Origin of the sequence: Pseudomonas sp. TNT3, assembly GCF_010095445.2 — a bacterium.
In the GTDB taxonomy this organism is placed as follows: domain Bacteria; phylum Pseudomonadota; class Gammaproteobacteria; order Pseudomonadales; family Pseudomonadaceae; genus Aquipseudomonas.
Window position 1 is genome coordinate 41982 of sequence record NZ_WFGV02000015.1, and the last position, 24084, is coordinate 66065.

Annotated in this window: 20 protein-coding genes; 11 read left to right on the forward strand and 9 right to left on the reverse strand. The window is 59.1% G+C overall.

The features are described from left to right. Positions 1 to 5: 5 nt before the first annotated feature. From GBC55_RS11575 to GBC55_RS11590, 4 genes are all read right to left on the reverse strand, one after another. Positions 6 to 854, reverse strand: a complete 849-nt coding sequence (locus GBC55_RS11575; RefSeq protein ID WP_162439661.1) for a cache domain-containing protein — start codon at positions 852 to 854, stop codon at positions 6 to 8. A 295-nt stretch (positions 855 to 1149) separates the two neighbouring features. After that, positions 1150 to 2022: an ATPase gene (locus GBC55_RS11580; RefSeq protein WP_162439662.1), complete on the reverse strand. Its 873-nt coding sequence runs from the start codon at positions 2020 to 2022 to the stop codon at positions 1150 to 1152. Between the two features lie 107 nt (positions 2023 to 2129). After that, a complete protein-coding gene (locus GBC55_RS11585; RefSeq protein WP_162439663.1) occupies positions 2130 to 3122 on the reverse strand; it encodes an NAD(P)-dependent oxidoreductase in 993 nt (330 codons plus the stop codon). Positions 3123 to 3176: 54 nt separating this feature from the next. Then, positions 3177 to 4070, reverse strand: coding sequence for a LysR family transcriptional regulator ArgP (locus tag GBC55_RS11590; RefSeq protein ID WP_162439664.1), 894 nt, complete (start codon positions 4068 to 4070; stop codon positions 3177 to 3179). A gap of 97 nt (positions 4071 to 4167) precedes the next feature. On the opposite strand from GBC55_RS11590, the gene GBC55_RS11595 reads away from it, so the two are divergent. From GBC55_RS11595 to GBC55_RS11640, 10 genes are all read left to right on the forward strand, one after another. Then, positions 4168 to 4569, forward strand: coding sequence for an ACT domain-containing protein (locus GBC55_RS11595; RefSeq protein ID WP_162439665.1), 402 nt, complete (start codon positions 4168 to 4170; stop codon positions 4567 to 4569). 6 nt (positions 4570 to 4575) lie between these two features. Continuing rightward, positions 4576 to 5178: a LysE/ArgO family amino acid transporter gene (locus GBC55_RS11600; protein ID WP_162439666.1), complete on the forward strand. Its 603-nt coding sequence runs from the start codon at positions 4576 to 4578 to the stop codon at positions 5176 to 5178. Between the two features lie 176 nt (positions 5179 to 5354). Then, on the forward strand, positions 5355 to 5951 hold the full coding sequence (locus GBC55_RS11605) for a Fe-Mn family superoxide dismutase (RefSeq protein WP_046033233.1): 597 nt from the start codon (positions 5355 to 5357) through the stop codon (positions 5949 to 5951). 1160 nt (positions 5952 to 7111) lie between these two features. Further along, positions 7112 to 9163, forward strand: a complete 2052-nt coding sequence (locus GBC55_RS11610) for a bifunctional diguanylate cyclase/phosphodiesterase (protein ID WP_162439667.1) — start codon at positions 7112 to 7114, stop codon at positions 9161 to 9163. Positions 9164 to 9453: 290 nt separating this feature from the next. Next, positions 9454 to 10809, forward strand: coding sequence for an imelysin family protein (locus tag GBC55_RS11615; RefSeq protein WP_194692609.1), 1356 nt, complete (start codon positions 9454 to 9456; stop codon positions 10807 to 10809). A gap of 289 nt (positions 10810 to 11098) precedes the next feature. Further along, positions 11099 to 12526 (forward strand): di-heme oxidoredictase family protein, encoded by a 1428-nt coding sequence (locus GBC55_RS11620; RefSeq protein ID WP_162439440.1) that lies wholly within the window; start codon positions 11099 to 11101, stop codon positions 12524 to 12526. Positions 12527 to 12553: 27 nt separating this feature from the next. Then, entirely contained in the window at positions 12554 to 13618 is a 1065-nt protein-coding gene (locus GBC55_RS11625) for an imelysin family protein (protein ID WP_162439439.1), read from the forward strand. A gap of 14 nt (positions 13619 to 13632) precedes the next feature. After that, positions 13633 to 14730, forward strand: a complete 1098-nt coding sequence (locus tag GBC55_RS11630) for a DUF1513 domain-containing protein (protein ID WP_162439438.1) — start codon at positions 13633 to 13635, stop codon at positions 14728 to 14730. Between the two features lie 229 nt (positions 14731 to 14959). Further along, a complete protein-coding gene (locus tag GBC55_RS11635) occupies positions 14960 to 16108 on the forward strand; it encodes an efflux RND transporter periplasmic adaptor subunit (RefSeq protein ID WP_162439437.1) in 1149 nt (382 codons plus the stop codon). 13 nt (positions 16109 to 16121) lie between these two features. Continuing rightward, positions 16122 to 19160, forward strand: coding sequence for a multidrug efflux RND transporter permease subunit (locus GBC55_RS11640; RefSeq protein WP_162439436.1), 3039 nt, complete (start codon positions 16122 to 16124; stop codon positions 19158 to 19160). 218 nt (positions 19161 to 19378) lie between these two features. Here the strand turns inward: GBC55_RS11640 and GBC55_RS11645 are convergent, their stop codons facing one another. The 5 genes from GBC55_RS11645 to colR form a co-directional block, all read right to left on the reverse strand. Then, the gene (locus GBC55_RS11645; protein ID WP_162439435.1) at positions 19379 to 19606 is read right to left on the reverse strand and encodes a hypothetical protein; all 228 of its coding nucleotides are present in this window, start codon (positions 19604 to 19606) and stop codon (positions 19379 to 19381) included. Between the two features lie 2 nt (positions 19607 to 19608). After that, positions 19609 to 20322 (reverse strand): lipopolysaccharide kinase InaA family protein, encoded by a 714-nt coding sequence (locus GBC55_RS11650; protein ID WP_162439434.1) that lies wholly within the window; start codon positions 20320 to 20322, stop codon positions 19609 to 19611. A 4-nt stretch (positions 20323 to 20326) separates the two neighbouring features. Next, positions 20327 to 20995 (reverse strand): class I SAM-dependent methyltransferase, encoded by a 669-nt coding sequence (locus GBC55_RS11655; protein ID WP_162439433.1) that lies wholly within the window; start codon positions 20993 to 20995, stop codon positions 20327 to 20329. 158 nt (positions 20996 to 21153) lie between these two features. Beyond that, positions 21154 to 22437, reverse strand: a complete 1284-nt coding sequence (locus GBC55_RS11660) for a HAMP domain-containing sensor histidine kinase (protein WP_162439432.1) — start codon at positions 22435 to 22437, stop codon at positions 21154 to 21156. Next, positions 22427 to 23110: a two-component system response regulator ColR gene (colR, locus tag GBC55_RS11665; protein WP_162439431.1), complete on the reverse strand. Its 684-nt coding sequence runs from the start codon at positions 23108 to 23110 to the stop codon at positions 22427 to 22429. The genes GBC55_RS11660 and colR overlap by 11 nt, the downstream gene beginning before the upstream one ends. Positions 23111 to 23340: 230 nt before the next feature. On the opposite strand from colR, the gene GBC55_RS11670 reads away from it, so the two are divergent. Beyond that, positions 23341 to 24084, forward strand: coding sequence for a phosphatase PAP2 family protein (locus GBC55_RS11670; RefSeq protein ID WP_162439430.1), 744 nt, complete (start codon positions 23341 to 23343; stop codon positions 24082 to 24084).

The following is a 24084-nucleotide window of genomic DNA, read 5'->3' on the forward strand; positions in this document are numbered from 1 at the left end:
AACCATCAAGGGCTGTAATACCCCACAGCCACCAGGAAATGCCCGACCTTCTTCAGGTAGGCATGCTTGGCCTCAACCTTCCCGGTCACCGGGTTCTTCCATTTATATTCATATTCACCGTAATCCTGCTTGGCGATCAGCGCCAAAATCGGTTCGCCCACCGGTTTACCGTCGGGGTCCTTGATCTTGCTGAAATCGGTGTTGATCAATCGCAGGTTGGTGCCGTGGGCGACATAGCGCTGGGTGTCCAGGTCCACCACGAAGACATACAGGTCATCCTGCAAGTAACCGCCCTTGAGGGAGTTGATCGCGGTCAGCGTGCCCTTCTCGTCCTTGGCCAGGTCGCCTGCTGCTTTGTTCAGCAACGCCATGGCTTGTTCCGCCGACGCTCTTGGCAGGTAGTAACCCACCGCGAGAATGCGCTGGCCGATCCTCTGGTAGTAGACGTGCTTGCGCTCGACCTTGCCGTCGGTCCAGTTCTGCCAGCGATACTCGGCCTGCTGGATGCCATTGCCTTCAGGCACTCTCAAGGCGTCCTTGAAGGCTTTCTGCAAGTCCGGGCCGAGGACATCTGACACATCTCGACCAATCAACGCTGAAGACGGACCACCGCTGGCGAGCATCACGCCCTTGGTGTCGACCACAAAGACATAACGGTCCTTGTCGACAAACTCACCCTGGCGGCTGAACGCGGCGAAGGCCTTGTCGCCATTATCGTGGTAGTAGGCCAGGGCCTTTTCCAGCAAGGCGATGGCGGCCTTGCTGTCGTCTTTTTCTGTACCTGCAGCGTGTGCCTGACTCAAGCCGAGTAACAGCAGAGCCCCCAGCAACGCCAATCTATGCAAAACCCCCATCGTGCTTCCCTCGTTCCTGTTGGTGTTTCAAGAGCGTAGACGGGATGGGGATATGTAGGAGTATTCAGGAAAACATGGAGGGCTTGATGGCGCGAGGATGTGTTGCTCGAGTGAGCTTTTCGTGGCGAGCGAGCTTGCTCGCGCTGGGAGGCGAAGCCTCCCCAAATCATTCACCCCGGCTCTTAAGCTAAACCGCAGTGATTGATTGGCGACTGCTGCGCAGTCGAGCGCGAGCAAGCTCGCTCGCCACAACAAGCTCTCTCGCCACAAAGAGCCCTTTTTCAAACCCCGATTTTTATGGCCGCGCGTTAAGCTGCTTTGACAGCGTCTGGATCTGCGCCTGCAACGTGTTGATATTGCGGCTGACCTGACTGCGGAAGGCATCGAATTCCGCTGTGTTGCCACCCGAAGCCGCGGCCGGACGATTGTCCTGCTCGCTTTTGAGCACAATCATGTCCTGTTCCAGGCGCTCGATCGCCGCACTCGGGTTGCCTTGCTTCTTCAGCGCCGCGATATCGGCGCCAAGGCTTTTGAGCTGCGCATCGATTTTGCTGGTGTCAGCCGGTGCGCTCTTCAGAGCGGCCAATTCGCTGCTCAACGTTTTGAGCTGAGCCTGCAATTGTGTATTGAGGGTTTGTTGCTCGGTAAACAGCGTGGTGGCCTGCGCCAGACGCTTATCCTGCTCGGCGGTTTGCGCCGTCATCTGGGCCAGGCGCTTGTCCAGGTCCGAGGTTTGACCGACAACACCTTGCTGCTGTTTGCCCTGATCCTGAAGTTTGCTTTCCAGCTGCTTGATCTGCAGCTTCAACGCTTCGCTATCGCTGGAGACATTGGTCTGGCTGGCGACCACCTTGCCGGAGATATCCTGCAAGCGCCCCGCCGCCTCTTCACTGATGCGCGCGAAACTTTCCTGGGTCGCCACCAACTGCTGCTCCATCAGCGAAATCTGCTGGAAGCTCCACCAGGCAAGGCCGGCGAACGCAAAGAACAAGGCACCGACCAACGCCCACAGCGGACCGGTGCTCGGTCCCTTGACCTTGACCACAGGCGCCGGGCGCGAATGCACCGAGTGGCGAGCGGCGGGTACAAAATCATCGTCATCGAGGCTGTCGGCACGCAGGCTCGGTACATCATCGAAGTCGTCGTTGGCATCGTTACGCATGGACATTGAGTCAACCTTTGTGAAACGCGGTGATGGCTTGATGCGCCGCAGTATAACCCCCACGGCCGCATCGATTGACCCTGAACCCCCAACTCGGTTCAGTGACGGGTCTGTCAGTGAAGATCCTGAGCCTTCCACCAGCCACAGAATTCATCGAGTGCCGTCCAGAGACTGACTTTCGGATCGTAATCCAGATAATGCCGGGCGCGGCTGATGTCCAGAGTGAAATTTTTGTTCATCACCTGCATGCCCAATCGCGACAAGGTCGGCTCGGGACGGCCCGGCCACAGCTTGCAAACGCCTTCATTAAGCGCCGCCACGCTGTAGGCCAAACCGTAGGAACGGTAGCGGGTAACCTGTGGGACTTCCATCTTGCGCATCACGTAATTGACCACATCCCACAACGGAACCGGCGTTCCGTTGCTGATGTTGTACGCCTTGCCCAACGCCGAGCCACTGGCCAGCAGACTGCTGAGCAAGGCTTCGTTGAGGTTTTGCACGCTGGTGAAATCGACCTTGTTCAGGCCATTGCCCACGATAGACAAACGTCCTTTGCGCTGCATTTTCAGCAGGCGCGGGAAGATGCTCATGTCACCCGCACCGGTCACGAATCGGGGGCGCAGGGCCAGGGTTTCGAGGCCGAACTCCTGGGCACCGAAGACCTTTTGTTCCGCCAGGTATTTAGTGGCGGCATAAGGGTGCTTGAAGCGCTTGGGGACTTGCTCTTCGGTCAATCCCAAATGATCGCGGCCATCGAAGTAGATCGACGGCGAAGACAAATGCACCAATCGCCGGACCCGTTGTTTCAGGCAGGCTTCGACCACGTTTTCAGTGACCTGGACGTTGCCTTGGTGAAAGTCCTGATAGCGCCCCCATAAGCCCACTGCGCCGGCACAGTGAACGACGGCTTCGACATCGGAGCACAAATCGCGGGCCAGTTCCGGGTCACTCAAGTCGCCCTGGATGAACTCGGCGCCACGACGCACCAGGTGTTCGACGCTTTCGGCCCGGCGACCGTTGACCCGCACGTCCAGGCCTTGCTCCAGGGCAAAACGCGCAAAGCGTCCGCCAATGAAGCCGCTTGCGCCGGTGACCAGAATTTTCATGTAGAGCTCCGATGTGTTTCGTTTTGCGTAATGCGTGTGTCTTGACGCTGCCCGTCAGTCCAACGGCACCAGCCATTGTTTTGATGAATGCACCAATTGATCGGTCAGTAACCCCAGCAACTGACCGCCATTGCGCCAATGATGCCAGTACAGCGGCACATCGATGGGCTTATCTGGCAACAACTCCACCAAAACACCACGCTCCAGTTGCTCGCGCACCTGCAATTCCGGCACCAGCCCCCAGCCAAGACCGGCCTCGGTCAAACGAATGAAGCCTTCGGAGGATGGACATAAATGGTGTTCGAAACCGCCATCGACCCCCAGCGAAGCCAGGTAGCGGTGCTGCAGGAAATCGTCCGGGCCGAACACCAGCGCCGGGGTTCGGGACAACAATTCGGCGCGCACGCCTTCGGGAAAATGCCGGGCAATGAACGCCGGGCTGGCCAACGCCCGGTAGCGCATGGCGCCGAGGAGCACGCTGCGCGCACCTGCCACGGGACGCTCACTGGCACAGACACACGCCGCCACCTCGCCCGCGCGCATGCGCTTGAGCCCCACCGTTTGATCTTCGACCACCAGGTCCAGCAACAGATGTTGTTGCGCACAAAACTCGCCCACCGCTTCGGCCCACCAGGTGGCCAGGCTGTCAGCGTTCAACGCAATGCGCAGGCGCTCGGGCAGACCTTCTTCATCCAGCGCCGGCACCAGCGTTTGCAAGTCTCGTTCAAGCAAGCGCACCTGCTGCACATGGTTGAGCAAGCGCCGGCCAATCTCGGTTGGCGCTGGCGGCGTTACCCGCACCAGCACGGGTTGGCCGACCCGCGCCTCCAGCAGTTTGATGCGCTGCGACACCGCCGATTGCGACAAACCGAGCACTTGAGCGGCGCGCTCGAAACCGGCCTGCTCGACCACGGCGGCCAAGGCAGAAAGCAATTTATAGTCGAACATCAGTTTTCCTAATGAGCGATCAGCATGATTGGTTTTTCTTATACAGCGTTCACGACGAGAATGACCAGCAAGAACTCTTGAACAGGGAACACTCCACATGGCTGGCGAAACTTCATTGGCAACACTGCTGCGCAGCATGAGCCCGCAACTCAACGCCGGCGAATACGTGTTCTGCACCCTGCGCGACGGTCAGTTGCCAGCAGGACTTGAGATTGTCGGCAGCTTTCGCGAGCAGGAAGGCCTGACGGTCATTCTGGAAAAGTCCCACGCCGAACGGGCAGGTTTCAGCTTCGATTACGTCGCCGCCTGGATCACCCTCAACGTGCACTCGGCCCTGGAAGCGGTCGGCCTGACAGCCGCCTTCGCCACTGCCTTGGGCAAGGCCGGGATCAGCTGCAACGTGATTGCCGGCTATTACCACGACCATTTGTTTGTCGGCCAGGCCGATGCCGAGCGCGCCATGGGCGTGTTGCGGGATCTGGCAGCCAACGCGGAGTAATATTTCATGTGGCAAAGCTATGTAAACGGCCTATTGGTGGCCGCAGGGCTGATCATGGCGATTGGCACGCAGAACGCCTTTGTACTGGCGCAGAGCTTGCGACGTGAACATCACCTGCCGGTGGCGGCACTGTGCGTGGTGTGCGATGCATTGCTCGTGGCCGCAGGGGTCTTCGGCCTGGCGACGGTCCTCGCGCACAACCCGACGCTGCTGGCGGTCGCTCGCTGGGGTGGGGCAGTTTTTCTGATTTGGTACGGCAGCCTCGCGCTGCGCCGAGCCTGCTCGAAACAGAGCCTGCAACAAGGTGAAAACCAGACGGTGCGCTCACTGCGGGCGGTGATGCTCAGCGCGCTGGCCGTGACCCTGCTCAACCCGCATGTTTATCTGGATACGGTCCTGCTGATCGGCTCCCTCGGCGCGCAACAGACCGAGCCCGGTGCTTATGTGGTGGGTGCAGCGAGTGCTTCGTTGCTGTGGTTTTTCACCCTGGCACTGGGGGCTGCGTGGCTCGCACCGTGGCTGGCCCGACCGAGTACCTGGCGAATCCTCGACCTGCTGGTGGCGGTGATGATGTTCACCGTAGCCTTTCAACTGATAACCAGCGCCTGAATATTCCAAACAGCTCTGGAACCTCTATTCCACACAGTTGTTGCGTGGTTATGCCGCACCCCCGGTGCTATGATCCGATCCGATGCGCCGCAAAGAGTACAAACTCCCCGGCGCTTGTCTGGCCGCCCGTGATCGGCCTTGCGCTCACCGCAACTGACCTGATTAGGAGAATCATCATGGCTTTCGAATTGCCGCCGCTGCCCTACGCACACGATGCCCTGCAGCCGCACATTTCCAAGGAAACTCTGGAATACCACCACGACAAGCACCACAACACCTACGTCGTGAACCTGAACAACCTGGTGCCAGGCACCGAGTTCGAAGGCAAAACCCTGGAAGAAATCGTCAAATCTTCCTCGGGCGGTATCTTCAACAACGCCGCTCAAGTCTGGAACCACACCTTTTACTGGAACTGCCTGGCGCCAAACGCCGGCGGCCAACCAACCGGCGCACTGGCTGAAGCCATCAACACCGCGTTCGGTTCGTTCGACAAGTTCAAGGAAGAGTTCAGCAAAACGTCCATCGGCACCTTCGGTTCCGGTTGGGGCTGGCTGGTGAAAAAGGCTGACGGTTCCCTGGCCCTGGCCAGCACCATCGGCGCCGGCAACCCGCTGACCAACGGCGACACCCCGCTGCTGACCTGCGACGTCTGGGAACACGCCTACTACATCGACTACCGCAACGTTCGTCCGAAGTACGTCGAAGCGTTCTGGAACCTGGTCAACTGGAAATTCGTGGCTGAGCAGTTCGAAGGCAAAACCTTCACCGCTTAAGATCGACACCAGTCAAAAAAACCCGGCGTTTAGCCGGGTTTTTTTATGGAGTTCAAAAAAGTAAAAGCACGTCTATCAGGCACTAATGGTCGGCTTCCCGGCCCCATCATCGAAACCCCACCCACACCAAACCATATCCCCACCGCCCCTGCCCCTGCCCTTGCCCTTGCCCTTGCCCTCCACCACTCAAGGCCGAGCGTTAGCTCGCCTAAACGCTTTTGATCTTGATCCGGCTTTTGATCCACCCGCCCCTTCGGGAGGCCGAGTGGAGGTGTTCATCTGGGGGTCAGGCGCGAAGCGCCGTGCGGCGAAGCCGCACACATCGAGAGGAGGTCGTCGCGAAGCAGACCGTAGGCGATGCCCCCAGATGGACACCGGAGCGAGGGAACACCGAGCTTTAGCGAGGTGCCGTACGCCGGGGCGAGCCTTTTTGGGTACTTTTTTGGCGTTTGAAAAAAGTGCCTCGCCGTAAGGGCGAAACCCTAAGCAGCCGTTACCGCAGCAATGGATATGTACACCTGCAAAAAAAAGGTCGGCTGTCAGGCCGCCATCGCCAGCAGGCTAGCTCCCACAGGGATCGAGGTACACCTGCAAAAAAGGGTCGGCTGTCAGGCCGCCATCGCCAGCAGGCTAGCTCCCACAGGAGTCGGGGTACATCCGCAAAAAATGGGTCCGCTGTCAGGCCGCTCTCGCTGGCAAGCCAGCTCCCACAGGGGTCGGGGTACATCCGCAAAAAATGGGTCGGCTTTCAGGCCGCGATCGCTGGCAAGCCAGCTCCCACAGGGATCGGGGTACATCCGCTAAAGACTGGTCGGCTATCAGGCCGCCATCGCTGGCAAACCAGCTCCCACAGTGGATCGAGGCATATCCGCAAGAAGCAGGTCCACCGCCAATTTCGCACAATGAATCCAGCCGCTGCCCCCTTGCCCCAACGCCACACCCGTCTACCATCAAATCAAAGGAAAATAGTTCTCGCCCCCCCTCAAGTTCAGGGACCCGACTACCGACACAGTACGAATAGGAAAAGACCTCAGACAACCGAAAATCGGCCAAGCTGCAGGCAAAATCTCCTGTGGATGAATGTCCCTTTGACTGACCTCACCGGATTGCCAATACTCATGGCAACTTGATGCTACCCGCACGGAACAAGGAATAGCCTTTTGAAGCTGGAACTCAAGAACAGCTTGTCGATGAAGTTGCTCCGGGTCGTGCTCCTGTCGGCATTGATCGTCGGCGTAGTCTTGAGCTGCGCGCAGATCGTGTTCGATGCTTATAAAACACGCCAGGCCGTAGCCAATGATGCCGAGCGCATTCTCGACATGTTTCGCGACCCTTCGACCCAGGCCGTCTACAGCCTGGACCGCGAAATGGGTATGCAGGTAATCGAAGGGCTGTTTCAGGACGACGCCGTACGCCAGGCTTCCATCGGCCATCCCAACGAAGCCATGCTCGCGCAAAAGTCCCGTGACTTGCAGCAGTCCGACAGTCGCTGGCTGACCGACCTGATCCTCGGCAAAGAACGCACCTTCACCACACAATTGGTGGGTCGCGGCCCGTACAGCGAATATTACGGCGACCTGAGCATCACCCTCGACACCGCCACCTATGGCCAGGGGTTCATCGTCAGCTCGGTCATCATCTTTATCTCTGGCGTGCTACGCGCATTGGCCATGGGATTGGTGCTGTACCTGGTCTATCACTGGCTGCTGACCAAACCCCTGTCGCGAATCATCGAACACCTGACTGAAATCAACCCGGATCGCCCCAGCGCGCACAAGATCCCGCAACTAAAGGGTCACGAGAAAAACGAACTGGGTATCTGGATCAACACCGCCAATCAGTTGCTCGAGTCCATCGAGCGCAATACGCACCTGCGCCATGAAGCTGAGAACAGCTTGCTGCGCATGTCCCAGTACGACTTCCTCACCGGCTTGCCCAACCGCCAGCAACTTCAGCACCAACTGGACAAAATCCTGGTCGATGCCGGCAAACTGCAACGACGGGTGGCAGTGCTGTGCGTCGGGCTCGATGACTTCAAAAGCATCAACGAACAATTCAGCTACCAGACCGGCGACCAACTGTTGCTCGCCCTGGCGGATCGCCTGCGGGGCCATAGCGGTCGACTCGGCGCCCTCGCCCGTCTTGGCGGCGATCAGTTCGCCCTGGTCCAGGCCGACATCGAACAGCCTTATGAAGCCGCTGAATTGGCCCAAAGTATTCTCGACGATCTGGAAGCGGCGTTTGCCCTCGATCACCAGGAAATTCGTTTGCGCGCCACCATCGGAATCACCCTGTTCCCCGAGGACGGCGACAGCACCGAGAAGTTGCTGCAAAAAGCCGAACAGACCATGACGCTGGCCAAGTCCCGCTCGCGCAATCGGTATCAGTTCTACATCGCCAGTGTCGACACCGAGATGCGCCGTCGTCGCGAACTGGAAAAAGACCTGCGCGACGCCCTGACCCGTGACCAGTTCTACCTCGTTTACCAACCACAGATCAGCTACCGGGAAAACCGTGTGGTGGGCGTCGAGGCGCTGATTCGCTGGCAACATCCCGAACATGGGCTGGTGCCGCCCGACCTGTTCATCCCGTTGGCCGAGCAGAACGGCACCATCATCGCCATTGGTGAATGGGTCCTGGATCAGGCCTGCAAGCAATTGCGCGAATGGCATGATCAGGGTTTCGCCGATTTGCGCATGGCGGTGAATCTGTCAACGGTGCAGTTGCACCATGCCGAGCTGCCGCGAGTGGTCAACAACCTGCTGCAAATGTACCGCCTGCCGCCACGCAGTCTGGAACTGGAAGTTACCGAAACCGGCCTGATGGAAGACATCAGTACCGCCGCCCAACACCTGCTGAGCCTGCGTCGCTCCGGTGCATTGATTGCGATTGATGACTTCGGCACCGGCTACTCCTCACTCAGCTATCTGAAAAGCCTGCCCCTGGACAAGATCAAGATCGACAAGAGCTTCGTTCAGGACCTGTTGGACGATGACGACGATGCAACCATCGTCCGGGCGATCATCCAGCTGGGCAAAAGCCTGGGCATGCAGGTCATTGCCGAAGGCGTGGAAACCGCCGAGCAAGAGGCCTACATCATTTCCGAGGGGTGTCACGAGGGTCAGGGCTATTTCTACAGCAAGCCGCTGCCGGCCCGGGAACTGAGCGCCTACCTGAAGCAGGCGCAACGCAGTAATGCCGCTATTTTATGAACGAAGCATTCCCCTGTAGCAGCTGGCGAAGCCTGCGTCCGGCTGCGCAGCAGTCGCTCTACCTGACACCGAAGTTTGCCTGGATCACCGAGGCACCCGATTTCACGACGGCTTCGACGCCGAACGCAGGCTGCGCCAGCTGCTGCAGGTTTTGTATCGCCTGACCTGTCTGTGAATAAGAAATATTTCCACCTACAACCCTTTACACATAATGCGAAAGATTTGCATTATGTCGCAGCTTTGCGCGCTGACAGCGCCATTCCACCCCCTCTCGAAGCAGGATGTTCGCCATGATTCGTATGCCTCTGGCTACCGCCAGTCTGTTGGCCATCGCTATTTCCCTCGCCGGTTGTGGCGAAGGCAAAGACAAGAACGCCGCGGCACCAGCGCCGACTCCAGCCGCCAGCACCACCGCTCCAGCCGCCCCGGCTGCTGCACCTGCCGCTGCCGGTAAAGTCGACGAAGCCGCCGCCAAAGCCGTTGTCGCCCATTACGCCGACATGGTTTTCGCCGTTTACAGCGATGCCGAATCTACTGCGAAAACCCTGCAAACCGCCGTCGACGCCTTCCTCGCCAAACCGAACGCCGACACCCTGAAAGCCGCCAAGGCGGCCTGGGTCGCCGCTCGCGTTCCGTACCTGCAGAGCGAAGTCTTCCGCTTCGGCAACACCATCATCGACGACTGGGAGGGTCAGGTGAATGCCTGGCCACTGGACGAAGGCCTGATCGACTACGTCGACAAATCCTACGAACACGCACTGGGTAACCCGGGCGCGACGGCCAACATCATCGCCAACACCGAAGTTCAGGTCGGCGAAGACAAGATCGACGTGAAGGACATCACCCCGGAAAAACTCGCCAGCCTGAACGAGCTGGGCGGTTCCGAGGCCAACGTTGCTACCGGCTACCACGCGATCGAATTCCTGCTGTGGGGCCAGGACCTGAACGGCACCGGCCCTGGCGCGGGCAATCGTCCAGCGTCCGACTACCTGGAAGGCGCCGGCGCTACTGGCGGCCACAACGACCGTCGTCGTGCCTACCTGAAGTCCGTGACCCAACTGCTGGTCAGCGACCTGGAAGAAATGGTCGGCAACTGGAAGCCGAACGTGGCCGACAACTACCGCGCCACGCTGGAAGCCGAACCGGGTGAATCCGGCCTGCGCAAAATGCTGTTCGGCATGGGCAGCCTGTCCCTGGGCGAACTGGCGGGCGAGCGCATGAAGGTTTCCCTGGAAGCCAACTCCCCGGAAGACGAACACGACTGCTTCAGCGACAACACGCACAATTCCCAGTTCTACGATGCCAAAGGCATTCGTAACGTGTACCTGGGCGAATACACCCGCACGGACGGCACCAAAATGACTGGCGCAAGCCTGTCGTCCCTGGTGGCCAAAGCCGACCCGGCCGCCGACACCGCGTTGAAAGCCGACCTGGCCGCGACCGAAGCGAAAATGCAGGTCATCGTTGATCACGCCAACAAAGGTGAGCACTACGACCAACTGATCGCTGCCGGCAACACCGCTGGCAACCAGATCGTCCGCGACGCCATCGCTTCGCTGGTCAAGCAGACCGGTTCGATCGAAGCCGCCGCTGGCAAACTGGGCATCGGCGACCTGAACCCGGACAACGCTGATCACGAGTTCTGATCAACGCTGACTGAACAGAAAGGCGACCTCCGGGTCGCCTTTTTCTTGCCTGATTTTTGCGTGACGCTGATGGCCCCATCGCTGGCAAGCCAGCTCCCACAGATTCGTCGGCGCTCGCAAAACCGGGCACACCACAATCCCTGTGGGAGCTGGCTTGCCAGCGATGGCGGCGCCTCGGTCTCACATGAAAACCATGCCCCACATCAACCAAACGATAATTCCTCTTATTCAATCTCCCGTGCCCTGTTAGACTTTGCGCCCTTGTTTTGCTCGTCTTGCAGGATGTCTGATGCCCTCGCTGCTTCTTCGCTTGTCCGCACTGTTTCTGGCCCTGGGCCTGAGTGCCTGCGATGACGCCCCGCGTTTTACCAAGGCCGAACCCGGTGAAGCCCGGTCCGGTGGCAGCACGACCGTGCGCAAGACCGATCAGAATTCCTTTTCCCTGCCGTCCGCCAATCTGCCGCCCTCCCGGCGGGTGGATTTCAGCGTCGGCAACAGCTTCTTCCGCAATCCCTGGGTGATCGCCCCCTCGACCACCACCGCGCGGGATGGCCTCGGCCCGTTGTTCAACACCAACGCCTGCCAGAACTGTCACATCAAGGACGGCCGCGGTCATCCGCCTGCGCCCGGCGCGTCGAATGCCGTTTCAATGCTTGTACGGCTGTCGATTCCCGATGCACCGGCGTTTGCCAACGTCATCGAGCAACTGGGGGTGGTTCCCGAGCCCGTCTATGGCGGGCAGTTCCAGGACATGTCAGTGCCCGGCGTGGTCCCGGAAGGCAAGGTGCGTGTCGACTACACGCCGGTGCCGATTCGCTTCAAGGACGGCACCGAAATCGAGTTGCAAAAGCCGACCCTGCAGATCACTCAGCTCGGCTATGGCCCGATGCACCCCGACACGCGTTTTTCCGCACGCGTTGCCCCGCCGATGATTGGCCTGGGACTGCTGGAAGCCATTCCCGAATCGGCAATCCTGGCCAATGCCGAGGCTCAGGCGAAAGACAACAAAGGCGTCAGCGGACGTCCAAACCAGGTCTGGGATGACGCCCAACAGAAAACCGTCCTTGGCCGATTTGGCTGGAAAGCCGGCCAACCGAACCTCAATCAACAAAATGTTCACGCGTTTTCTGGTGACATGGGCCTCACGACCAGCTTGAGGCCGATTGATGACTGCACCGACACGCAAACCGCTTGCAAGCAGGCCCCCAACGGCAACGGTCCCGATGGCGAACCGGAAGTCAGCGACAATATTTTGCGCCTGGTGCTGTTCTACAGCCGCAACCTGGCCGTACCAGCGCGCCGCGATGTCGGCGCGCCCGAAGTGCTGGCCGGCAAGACCCTGTTTTTCCAGGCCGGCTGCCAGTCCTGTCACACGCCCAAATACACCACTGCCGCCAATGCCGCGGAACCTGAGCTGGCCAATCAAGTGATTCGCCCGTACAGCGATCTGCTGCTGCATGACATGGGCGAAGGTCTGGCCGATAACCGTACCGAATTCCAGGCCAGTGGCCGCGAATGGCGTACGCCACCATTGTGGGGCATGGGCCTGACGCAGGCGGTCAGTGGACACACCCGGTTTTTGCATGACGGCCGCGCCCGTAATGCGCTCGAGGCCGTGCTCTGGCATGGCGGCGAGGCGACAGCGGCGCAGCAACAGGTTTTGTCTTTCAATGCCGAGCAGCGCGCCGCGTTGCTGGCATTTTTGAATTCCCTTTAATACGCGTTCAATCAGCGGGAGCCCTACATGTTCCGTCCAAAATTGCTATTTACCAGCCTTGCCGCACTCGCCTTGGGCGCGTGTTCGCCACAGGATCCGCAAGCGGTCACGTCGGCGGCCATCGCCAAATCCGTGATCCTGCCGACCTACACTCGCTGGGTTGAAGCCGACCGCCAACTGGCCGTCAGTGCGCTCGCCTATTGCGAAGGCAAGCAAGACCTCGACACCGCTCGCGCCGACTTCCTGCACGCGCAGAAAGCCTGGGCCGAACTGCAACCGCTGTTGATCGGTCCGCTGGCCGAGGGCAACCGGGCGTGGCAAGTGCAGTTCTGGCCAGACAAGAAAAACCTCGTCGGCCGTCAGGTCGAGCAACTGGTCACTGCGCAACCGCAGATTGACGCCGCTGCCCTGGCCAAGTCGAGTGTTGTGGTTCAAGGGCTTTCGGCCTACGAATACATCCTGTTCGACAGCAAGCCCGACGTCGCCAGCGACGCGCAAAAAGCCAAGTACTGCCCATTGCTCAAAGCGATCGGCGAGCACCAGAAACTGTTGGCCGAAGACATTCTGAAAAGCTGGAACAACACCGACGGCATGCTCGCGCAGATGAGCAAGTTCCCGAACCAGCGCTACGCCGATTCTCACGAAGCCATCGCCGATTTGCTGCGCGTGCAGGTGACCGCCCTCGACTCCCTGAAGAAAAAACTCGGCACCCCGATGGGCCGTCAGAGCAAAGGCGTGCCGCAACCGTTCCAGGCTGATGCATGGCGCAGCCAATCGTCGCTGACAGGCCTCGAAGCCAGCCTCGCCGCCGCCAAATCCGTGTGGGAAGGTGTGGACAACAAAGGCCTGCGTGGCCTGTTGCCAAGCGATCAGAAGCCCTTGGCCGACAAGATCGACGCTGCCTACGCGGCGTCCCTGAAACTGTTTGCCAGCAACCAGCGCTCGCTGACAGAAATGCTCAATGACGATGCCGGCCGCCAGCAACTCAACGATATCTACGACAGCCTCAACGTCGTCCACCGCCTGCACGAAGGCGAACTGGCCAAGGCGCTGGGCATTCAACTGGGCTTCAACGCCAACGACGGTGACTGATGAGGGCAAGTGCGATGCTGCGACGTCAGGCTCTGACTTTAGGTAGTTTGCTGCTGGGAGCAGTGACACTGGGCGGCTGGACGCTGTTCAAGCAAAAGGACAAGAGCCCGCTATTGCTGTCGGCGCGGGACGATACCGATGGCAAGCATTACGCCGTCGGTTATCGGCTGGACGGCACGCGGGTGTTCGCCACCCAGGTCGGCCAGCGTTGCCACGACATCATCAATCATCCGACGCTGCCCATTGCACTGTTTGTCGCTCGTCGTCCGGGCACCGAAAGCTACCTGATCAACTTGCGTGACGGCGCCTTGCTGCAAACCGTGACGTCGCTGCCGAATCGGCATTTCTACGGTCACGCAGTGATTCACAAGAGCGGCGACTGGTTGTACGCCACCGAGAACGACACGTCCGATCCAGGCCGTGGCTTGCTCGGCGTTTACGCATTCGAAGGTGAGCGCCTGGTTCACCGCGGCGAGATTTCCACTCACGGGATTGGTCCGCACCAGGTGTCATGGATGCCCGATGGCGAAACCCTGGTGGTGGCCAACGGCGGGATTCGCACCGAGGCCGAAAGCCGGGTCGAGATGAATCTCGATGCCATGGAGCCGAGCCTGGTATTGATGCAACGCGACGGCGCCCTGCTCAGCAAGGAAACCCTGGCCCAGCAGATGAACAGCGTGCGCCATCTGGGGATCGCCAGCGACGGCACCATCGTCGCCGGCCAGCAGTTCATGGGGGCTTCCCATGAATCTTCGGAGTTGCTGGCGATCAAGCGTCCCGGTCAACCGTTCGTGGCGTTCCCCGTGCCTGAGCACCAGCTCCAGGCGATGGGGCACTACACCGCAAGCGTTGCGGTGCACAGCGAATTGCGTCTGGTCGCATTGACCGCTCCACGGGGCAATCGATTTTTCATCTGGGACCTGGACAGCGGCGAAGTGCACCTGGATGCGCCACTTCCCGATTGCGCCGGGGTCGGGGCGGTGGCCGATGGTTTCGTCGTGACCTCGGGCCAGGGCCGTTGCCGCTACTACGATTGCCGTCAGGACGATCTGGTCGCAAAACCGTTGGAACTGCCTGCAGGGCTCTGGGATAACCATCTTCACCTGATGTGACTCACCCTGCCCTTTGTGGGAGCCGAGCTTGCTCGCGATAGCGGTCTATGACTGACCATTGATGCTGAATGGAAAGACGCCATCGCGAGCAAGCTCGGCTCCCACAGGTCTCCCACAGGTCTCCCCCGGGCCTTATGACTACCTGTAAAACCTGCCAGTTGGAAACACCCTCACACTCGGAGTAATGTGCGGCACTGTATGCCCTGATTTTCTCCAAGGAAGTGGAAATATGCTGCGTCGCCGCATGCTGATCATGTTGGGTGTTGTCCTGCTAGTTGTGCTGGTGCTGGCCGCTTACAAAGCCTTTTCCATCTATACGATGATTCAAGGCTTCACTGCGCCGAAACCGCCAATAAGCGTCGCCGTGGCCACCGCCACCGAAAAACCCTGGCAAGCCCGTCTACCCACTGTCGGCACGCTCAAGGCGCTGCAAGGCGTGGACCTGAGCCTGGAGACCGACGGTACTGTTATCGAGCTGCAGTTCGAGTCAGGGCAAAAGGTCAAGGCCGGCCAACCACTCCTGCGACTCGACAGCGCCGTGGAAAGTGCGTTGCTGGAAACGGCGCAGGCCGACCTGGGGCTGGCCCAGCTCGATTACGGACGCGGCAGCCAGCTGGTCGGCAGCCAGGCCATTTCCAAGGGTGAGTTCGACCGACTGTCGGCAGTGCAGAAAAAGAGCAAGGCCACGGTCAATCAACTCAAGGCTGCACTCGGCAAAAAAAGCATCGTCGCCCCCTTCAGCGGGACCATCGGTATTCGTCAGGTGGACATCGGTGACTATCTCGCCACTGGCACCATGATCGCCACCCTGCAAGACCTCAGCAGCCTCTATGTCGACTTCTTCGTGCCCGAGCAGTCGGTACCGAAGATCGCCGTCGGCCAACAGGTACAGATCATCGTCGCTGCCTACCCGACGCAAACTTTCCCCGGCCTGATCAGTGCGATCAACCCGAAAGTCGAGAACACCACCCGCAACGTTCAGGTTCGCGCCACCCTGGCCAACCCCGACGGCAAGTTGCTGCCGGGCATGTTCGCCAGCCTGCAAGTGCTGCTGCCTGACCCGCAGCTGCGAATCGTCATCCCTGAAAGCGCGATCACCTACACGCTCTACGGCAATTCGCTCTATGTGGTCGCACAGAAGAAAAGCGAAGACGGCACGCCGGAAAAAGACGACAAGGGCCAACCGGTCCTCATCGCCGAACGACGTTTCATCGAAACCGGTGAGCGCCGCGATGGACAGGTGATGATCACCAAAGGTGTGCGCAAAGGCGAAATAGTGGTGACGGCCGGCCAGATCAAACTGGACAACGGCGCGCCCATTGCCATCAGCGACGACAAGACTTTAGCCGAGCAGAACAGCCCGCCACGCGCGGACTGATCAAGGAATCCCCATGGCTTTTACCGACCCGTTCATCCGTCGCCCGGTGCTCGCCACCGTGGTCAGCCTGTTGATTGTCCTGCTGGGGTTCCAGGCCTGGAGCAAGCTGCCGCTGCGCCAATACCCACAGATGGAAAACGCCCTGATTACGGTGACCACCGCCTACCCCGGGGCCAACGCCGAAACCATCCAGGGCTACATTACCCAACCGATGCAACAAAGCCTGGCGAGCGCCGAGGGTATCGACTACATGACGTCGGTCAGTCGCCAGAATTTCTCGGTGATCTCGATCCACGCACGTATCGACGCCAACACCGACCGTCTGTTTACCGAATTGCTGGCCAAAGCCAACGAGGTCAAGAACCAGCTGCCACAGGATGCTGAAGACCCGGTGCTGAGCAAGGAAGCCGCGGACGCTTCGGCGCTGATGTACATCAGCTTCTTCAGCAAGGAACTGAATAACCCACAGATCACCGACTACCTGTCGCGGGTGATCCAGCCAAAACTGGCCACATTGCCCGGCATGGCCGAAGCCGAGATTCTCGGCAACCAGGTCTTCGCCATGCGCCTGTGGCTGGACCCGGTCAAGCTGGCCGGTTTCGGCCTGACCGCAAGCGATGTGACCAACGCGGTGCGCCAGTACAACTTTCTCTCCGCCGCCGGCGAAGTGAAAGGCGAGTACGTGGTCACCAGTGTCAACGCCAACACCGAGCTCAAATCGGCTGAAGCCTTCGCTGCCATTCCATTGAAGATCGATGGCGACAGCCGGGTACTGCTCAGCGATGTGGCGCGGGTGGAAATGGGCGCGGAAAACTACGACACCATCAGTTCCTTCGGCGGCACACCTTCGGTGTACATCGGAATCAAGGCGACACCGGGCGCCAACCCGCTGGACGTGATCAAGGAAGTGCGCAAGATCATGCCGGAACTGGAAGCCCAGCTGCCGCCGAACCTCAAAGGTGAAATCGCCTACGACGCGACGCTGTTCATTCAGGCGTCGATCGATGAAGTGGTGAAAACCCTGTTCGAAGCCGTACTGATCGTCATTGTGGTGGTGTTCCTGTTCCTCGGCGCCCTGCGGTCGGTGGTGATTCCGGTGGTGACCATCCCGCTGTCCATGATCGGCGTGATGTTCTTCATGCAAATGATGGGTTACTCGATCAACCTGCTGACCCTGCTGGCGATGGTGTTGGCCATCGGCCTGGTGGTGGATGACGCCATTGTGGTGGTCGAGAACATTCACCGGCACATCGAAGAAGGCAAGACGCCGATGGATGCCGCCATCGAAGGTGCCCGGGAGATCGCCATGCCGGTGATCTCGATGACCATCACCCTGGCGGCGGTCTACGCCCCCATCGGCTTCCTGACGGGGCTGACCGGAGCATTGTTCAAGGAGTTCGCCCTGACCCTGGCCGGCGCGGTGGTGATCTCGGGCATTGTGGCCCTGACCTTGTCGCCGATGATGTGCGCCTATCTGCTGCGCCATGACGAGAATCCCAGCGGGCTTGCCCATCGACTGGACCGGATTTTCGAAGGGCTCAAACGCCGCTACCAACGCATGCTGCACGGCACGCTCAATACCCGGCCGGTGGTGCTGGTGTTCGCCGTCATCGTGTTATGCCTGATTCCGGTGTTGCTCAAATTCACCAAGTCGGAACTGGCCCCCGACGAGGATCAGGGCATCATTTTCATGTTGGCCAACGCACCGAAAACGACCAACCTTGACTATCTGAACGCCTACACCGACGAATTCATTACCATTTTCAAGGAGTTTCCCGAGTACTACTCTTCCTTTCAGATCAATGGATTCGATGGCGTGCAATCGGGAATTGGCGGCTTCCTGCTCAAGCCATGGGGTGATCGTAGCCGTACCCAGATGGAGATCCTGCCGGAGGTTCAGGGCAAGCTGGAGAAAATTTCCGGCCTGCAGGTGTTCGGTTTCAACCTGCCCTCGTTGCCAGGCACGAGCGAAGGACTGCCGTTTCAATTCGCCATCAACACCGCCAACGACTATGAGTTGTTGGCACAGGTGATGGAGCGGGTAAAAAAACGCGCCGTAGAATCAGGCAAGTTCGCCTTCGTCGACGTCGACCTGGCCTTCGACAAACCCGAAGTGGTGGTGGATATCGATCGCGCCAAAGCGGCGCAGATGGGCGTGTCCATGCAGGACTTGGGCGGAACCCTGGCGACGTTGCTGGGTGAGGCCGAGATCAACCGTTTCACTATTGAAGGTCGCAGCTACAAAGTCATTGCCCAGGTTGAACGGCCCTTCCGGGACAACCCCGACTGGCTGAACAACTATTACGTGAAAAACACCAAGGGCGAATTACTGGCCTTGTCGACCTTGATCACCGTGACCGACCGGGCGCGACCGCGGCAGCTCAACCAGTTCCAGCAACTCAACACGGCCCGCCTGTCCGGCGTGCCTTTAGTGAGCATGGGCGAAGCGCTCGACACCGTCCGCCAGATCGCTCGGGAAGAAGCGCCGGTCGGGTTTGGAATCGACTATGCCGGCGCCTCGCGACAGTTTGTCCAGGAAGGCAGTGCGCTGTGGGTGACGTTTGCCTTGGCTTTGGCGATTATTTTCCTGGTGCTGGCGGCGCAGTTTGAAAGCTTCCGCGATCCGCTGGTGATCCTGGTGACGGTGCCGCTGTCGATTTGCGGGGCGTTGATTCCGCTGTTCCTGGGGTGGTCGAGCATGAACATCTATACCCAGGTCGGGCTGGTGACACTGATCGGGTTGATCAGTAAACACGGGATTCTGATCGTCGAGTTCGCCAACCAGCTGCGCAAGGACAAAGGGTTGACGGCGCGCGAGGCCGTGGAAGAAGCGGCGGCCATCCGTTTGCGGCCTGTCTTGATGACGACGGCGGCGATGGTGTTTGGTATGGTGCCATTGATCCTCGCGACCGGCGCGGGGGCTGTCAGTCGGTTCGACATTGGCACGGTCATCGCCACGGGGATGTCGATCGGGACGCTGTTTACTCTGTTTGTATTGCCGTGCGTGTATACGTTGCTGGCGAAACCTGACAAGCCAAAGGAACACGCATAACTCTTTGGAAAGGGCTGATTCCTGTAGCCGCTGCCGAGGCACAAAGCTGCGTTACGGTCCGCAGGACCGTCCTCGGGGGCCGCTTCGCAGCCCGACGCAGCCTCGCAGGCTCGGCAGCTGCTACAGGGTTCACCGCTTCCACAGCAGTCCGGCGGCTGATTCAAGCCCAAATAAAAGGCCTCGCATTTGCGAGGCCTTTTATTTGGGCTTCAATTTGTTCAACTCTGCGGCCTCATTCCCTGGGAAAGTCCGAACATGAACAGCAACAGGTCATGATCGGGTTGGGACGCTTCGGATGCTTTCGCGACCCGTGGCAGCGGACAGTGAGCGTCGCCGCTCACCGAACTGAGGACCTGCGTGCGGGGCTGCTCCCAAGCCGCCACCGCAATTGAAGCAACTGCCAAGGCTCCTATCAGAAACACACCTCGTGCAATTTCGAGTTTCATTGCTATAAACCCTTGATAGCGCTGCCAAACGCCGTCTCATAAAGGTAGACCAGTTTTTTCCAATCCGTCGTGCTGAACGACGAGTGGCGGCGCAATTGCTTCATGTCATGGGCCGCGGCCTGGCGAGCCGTCAGACGCTGTCGGCACTTCTCCAGATCGATCAATGCGACCTCTACTTTGGCCGCCTCGCCTTCACCCGTGACACGGACAAAAACATGCTTGATGTAAATACAACTGTGCTGCCAGCGACCCTTGTGCATCCGCGCCAGATTGTCTGCCAGATCTTTCAGCACCCGGTCGTGTACCGCCTCACCTGAACGCTCGCGACCACCGCCGGCGTACCAATGTTCGATTTCCTCAAAGCCGTCCAGCGACTTCGTCACCAGCAAGGCGCGCCACTTGTGCACAGGATCGCGTTGAGCACCGCAGAAAACGACTTCAGGAACGCGTACGCCGATCTTGCGCAAACCGGTCAGCGCATCCAGTTCGCGCAAGACGGTCGGCCGTCCGAACGGGTGCAGCCAGCTGCGGTAGATATGCCCGGTCTGACGCTTGGCGTACAGCAGTTGACCATCGCTGCCCCGGACGCGCTGAACGCCGCTTTCACCACCGCGACGCACGTTAGGTTCTTCTACCCATTCACCGCGCTGATTCCAGAAATAGTCGAACCGATCGCCGGACGCGACCTCCGTTTCTGGTGCACATTGCACTGCCATCCTGTTACCTCTTGCGTAATACGTAAACTCGCCACATGGCATAGAGCGGTAAAAAATCCAGTTGTTCCTGGATGCGGAAACCCGCTTGCTCAAATTCTTTCTCGACCGTAACAGCTGGTAACACAAACCTATTTTGGTAACCTTCTTGCCCACGCGTTCTCTCAGAACGCTTGCGTTTCCAGGCTTTAAAGTTGCCATCCACCCACAGTGAAATGATCACGCTGTCACGCGTGACGCGCTCGAATTCACGCAAAATGGCCAATCGATGCTCGGCTTCACCAATGTGGTGCAGCAAGCGCATACAGAAAATGCTGTCGACGGCGTTATCAGGTAAGGCGATGTCGAAAGCAGATGTGTGCAAGGGTTGTACCCTTTTCACCACATCGGCCGGTTGCGCGCTCATAGCGATCTTGAGCATTGACTCGGAGTTGTCGGCACCGATGATTGCCCGATTGGATTTTTCCGCCAGCAACGGCCAGAAACGTCCTGCGCCACAGGGTAAATCCAGGACTAGCCCCGGTTCTCCGACCAGGGAAAGCGCCTTTCGTGCCATTTGCTCGTCACGCCAGTGAGAAAGACGACGGCCCAGGCCATCCTTGTGTTTGCGCAGATACCGTTGCGCATGTTGATCGTCATACTTCTCGGAAAAATCAAGTTTGATTGGCTCATCCATCATCAAATCTCCTAACTGCTGATGACGACTACCTTAGGTAGGGTCTTGTCAGTGTCAGGTCATTACTTTGTGAAACATTTGTCATGTAAGTCGGGGAAGTATTTCTAAATTTTACAGAATCGAGTAGTAGCCATGGGCCGCTACCCATTGAACACTTTTCAGCGCAGGCCCGAGGGACGAAGTTGGACCTCGAAACGACAGCCATTGGGTTCCATGGTCGTCAAGCTGACGACCCATCCCTGGTTTTCACAGATACGTTGCACCAACGAAAGCCCCAACCCCAAACCTTCCCCTCGTTTCTCGGTCCCGCGCACGAAAGGCTCGAACATCGCTTCGCGCTTTTCCTCGGGAATCCCGACACCACTGTCTTCGACCAGGAAACCGGTGGGTGTCAGGGTCAAGCGGATAAATCCGTACTCGGTGTAGTGCAGTGCGTTACGCAGAAGGTTACCCATGACTGCGTGCAACAGCGTGGCGTTGTAGCAGGTGTCTGCGGGATTACCCGGTTCAAAGATCAGCTTCAAACCTTTCGCCTCTATGGGCTCGCGCCATAGATTGAGCAACCCGTCGGCCACTTCGCCAAGGTTTTGCTGAAGCGTCTGGCTGGCGTCTTCGCGTTGCGCACGCGCCAGCATCAGGAAGGTTTGCACCAGCTCTCGCATTTCCTCGCAGGCGCGAGCGATTCGCTCGACCTGGGCGTGACCGCGCTGATCGAGGCCAGGGTTTTCCAGCAACAACTCGCAGGAACTGGCCAGTACCATCAACGGCGTGCGCAGTTCATGGCTGACGTCACTGGTGAACAGGCGCTCCCGGGTCAATGCCTGGCGCAGTCGTCCCAGCGTAGCGTCGAAGGCCACGGCCAATTCGCCCACTTCATCGGCGGCGTAGTCAGGTGCCAGTGGCGGAGCCAGGCCCAGCAGTTGATCGCGATGACGTACCTGGCGAGCCAGTCGCACGACAGGAGCCATGACTCTGCGCGCCAACACCCAGCCCAGAAATACTGCCAACGCAAGACTCAGTACAAAACCCACCAGCACGACGGCAAACAGCACCCGTTCACGCTCTTCGAAATCACTTTGATCCTGCATCAGCACGTAACGTCGGCCATCGACGACTTCAACCATTGCGTGATACGACAGCTGTTCGCGAAAAACTTCGTGAAAACCAGGCTCCAGATGCCGCAAATCCTTGGGCAAGTCGAAGTCGCCAGGCCCACCGCTGAAATAAAACAGCTGGTCCGGCTCCGGTCGATGGCTCCAGTCCGAGACACTGTCCATCAGCAGCAGGCGCTGTAGATCGCCGCCCAATCCTGCCGAGATCAGTTTTTCTTCCACCAGGTGCACCGTCGCCACAATGCCCATGGCGAAAGCGCCCGCAACCAACGCGCTCATCAGCGCAAAAGCAATGATGATCCGTTGAGCAAGGCTCTGTTTAAACTCCATCTCGACCCTCGGCCAAGCGATAACCGACACCGTGAACGGTCTGCAGCAACGGTTTGGCGAACGGTTTGTCGATCACCTGGCGCAACTGGTGGACATGGCTTCGCAGGCTGTCACTGTCCGGGCAGTCATCGCCCCACAGCGCTTCTTCGAGAATTTCCCGGCGCAGGACGTGCGGGCTTTTCTGCATCAACACGGCCAACAACTTCAGGCCGACCGGGTTGAGTTTCAGCAAGCGACCTTCGCGGGTGACTTCCAGAGTATCGAGATCATAGGCCAGGTCCCCGACCTGCAACGTACGCCGACCGCCACCTTGAGCACGGCGCATCACCGCTTCGATTCTTGCGGCCAATTCAGACAGGGCGAAGGGCTTGATCAGGTAGTCATCGGCACCGGACTTGAAGCCCTGCAGGCGGTCGTCCAGTTGATCGCGAGCGGTGAGCATGATCACCGGGGTGTCGCGGCGGGCATCTTCGCGCAAGCGTTTACACAGGGTGTAGCCGTCGATACCGGGCAACATGATGTCGAGCACGATCAGGTCATAGTGCTCGGTGGCCGCCAGGTGCAGGCCTGACAAACCGTCTTGCGCGCAATCCACGGTGTAGCCTTTGAGCCCCAGGTAATCCGCCAGATTGGCCAGGATATCGCGGTTGTCTTCAACCAATAGAATTCGCATGGGTAACTCCTCCGTACACAATGACGGCCGTCTTGGCCCGCGCAGCTTAAGGCCAAGTCAGGCTCAGGGCTAGGACTGTGTGCAGATGTAAATTGGCCATGCAAGCCTGTTCGAGCCTTGACGACTTTTTCACTATCGATTCACACGTAGACGACAGAGTCCGGTTCAAACTCCGCGCGGCTGCGCTTTCTGAACACTTCACAGAACACTTCACAGAACAAGGAATTGCCATGGTGCCCACCTCTGCCCGCCCCGCCTCGCGCCCTCTCAATTTCTGGGTGTGCCTTGGGGTTCCTGCTGTCGCGGCAATTGTTCTGCTGCTGCTCGAACTGACTGACCTGGACATGGCCCTGGCCAACCTGTTCTATGACCCGGCCGCCGGTGCTTTCGTCGGACGACACAGTTACTTCCTGGAAAACATCCTGCACGACCGCGCGAAACAGGTGGTCATTGCTTTCTCGGTGCTGGCCATCTTCGGCTTCATCGGTTCTTTTTTCATGGAGAAGCTCAAACCGTTCAAGCGGGAGCTGGGGTGCCTGGTGCTGTCGCTGGCGCTGGCGACGTCTTTTGTCACGCCGGTCAAGGCGGTGACCGCGGTTCAGTGCCCATGGAGCCTGGAGCAATTCGGTGGTCATGAGACCTACAGCGAATTGTTGAGCCCGCGCCCGGCCACCGATAAACCTGGACGTTGCTGGCCGGGTGGTCATGCGGCGACGGGTTTCACGTTGTTTGCGCTGTTCTTTGTGCTGCGTGATCGTCGACCCAAGCTGGCACGCAAGGCGTTTGTCTTTGCGTTTGCGCTGGGGTCGGTGTTCTCGGTGAGCCGGATGATGCAGGGCGCGCACTTCTTTTCGCACAATGTGTGGACGGCGATTTTTTGCTGGCTGATTTGTCTGGGGGCGTATTACTACGTTCTGTATCGGCCGGCTTGCAAGGCTGAACGCGCGACCAAAGTACAACCCATCAGTGCCTGA

What these genes read in the sequence shown, in the direction of transcription:
- GBC55_RS11575 (WP_162439661.1), bottom strand. Translation starts at nt 854, where the DNA reads ATGGGGGTTTTGCATAGATTGGCGTTGCTGGGGGCTCTGCTGTTACTC.
- GBC55_RS11580 (WP_162439662.1), bottom strand. Translation starts at nt 2,022, where the DNA reads ATGTCCATGCGTAACGATGCCAACGACGACTTCGATGATGTACCGAGC.
- GBC55_RS11585 (WP_162439663.1), bottom strand. Translation starts at nt 3,122, where the DNA reads ATGAAAATTCTGGTCACCGGCGCAAGCGGCTTCATTGGCGGACGCTTT.
- GBC55_RS11590 (WP_162439664.1), bottom strand. Translation starts at nt 4,070, where the DNA reads ATGTTCGACTATAAATTGCTTTCTGCCTTGGCCGCCGTGGTCGAGCAG.
- GBC55_RS11595 (WP_162439665.1), top strand. Translation starts at nt 4,168, where the DNA reads ATGGCTGGCGAAACTTCATTGGCAACACTGCTGCGCAGCATGAGCCCG.
- GBC55_RS11600 (WP_162439666.1), top strand. Translation starts at nt 4,576, where the DNA reads ATGTGGCAAAGCTATGTAAACGGCCTATTGGTGGCCGCAGGGCTGATC.
- GBC55_RS11605 (WP_046033233.1), top strand. Translation starts at nt 5,355, where the DNA reads ATGGCTTTCGAATTGCCGCCGCTGCCCTACGCACACGATGCCCTGCAG.
- GBC55_RS11615 (WP_194692609.1), top strand. Translation starts at nt 9,454, where the DNA reads ATGATTCGTATGCCTCTGGCTACCGCCAGTCTGTTGGCCATCGCTATT.
- GBC55_RS11620 (WP_162439440.1), top strand. Translation starts at nt 11,099, where the DNA reads ATGCCCTCGCTGCTTCTTCGCTTGTCCGCACTGTTTCTGGCCCTGGGC.
- GBC55_RS11625 (WP_162439439.1), top strand. Translation starts at nt 12,554, where the DNA reads ATGTTCCGTCCAAAATTGCTATTTACCAGCCTTGCCGCACTCGCCTTG.
- GBC55_RS11630 (WP_162439438.1), top strand. Translation starts at nt 13,633, where the DNA reads ATGCTGCGACGTCAGGCTCTGACTTTAGGTAGTTTGCTGCTGGGAGCA.
- GBC55_RS11635 (WP_162439437.1), top strand. Translation starts at nt 14,960, where the DNA reads ATGCTGCGTCGCCGCATGCTGATCATGTTGGGTGTTGTCCTGCTAGTT.
- GBC55_RS11640 (WP_162439436.1), top strand. Translation starts at nt 16,122, where the DNA reads ATGGCTTTTACCGACCCGTTCATCCGTCGCCCGGTGCTCGCCACCGTG.
- GBC55_RS11645 (WP_162439435.1), bottom strand. Translation starts at nt 19,606, where the DNA reads ATGAAACTCGAAATTGCACGAGGTGTGTTTCTGATAGGAGCCTTGGCA.
- GBC55_RS11650 (WP_162439434.1), bottom strand. Translation starts at nt 20,322, where the DNA reads ATGGCAGTGCAATGTGCACCAGAAACGGAGGTCGCGTCCGGCGATCGG.
- GBC55_RS11655 (WP_162439433.1), bottom strand. Translation starts at nt 20,995, where the DNA reads ATGGATGAGCCAATCAAACTTGATTTTTCCGAGAAGTATGACGATCAA.
- GBC55_RS11660 (WP_162439432.1), bottom strand. Translation starts at nt 22,437, where the DNA reads ATGGAGTTTAAACAGAGCCTTGCTCAACGGATCATCATTGCTTTTGCG.
- colR (WP_162439431.1), bottom strand. Translation starts at nt 23,110, where the DNA reads ATGCGAATTCTATTGGTTGAAGACAACCGCGATATCCTGGCCAATCTG.
- GBC55_RS11670 (WP_162439430.1), top strand. Translation starts at nt 23,341, where the DNA reads ATGGTGCCCACCTCTGCCCGCCCCGCCTCGCGCCCTCTCAATTTCTGG.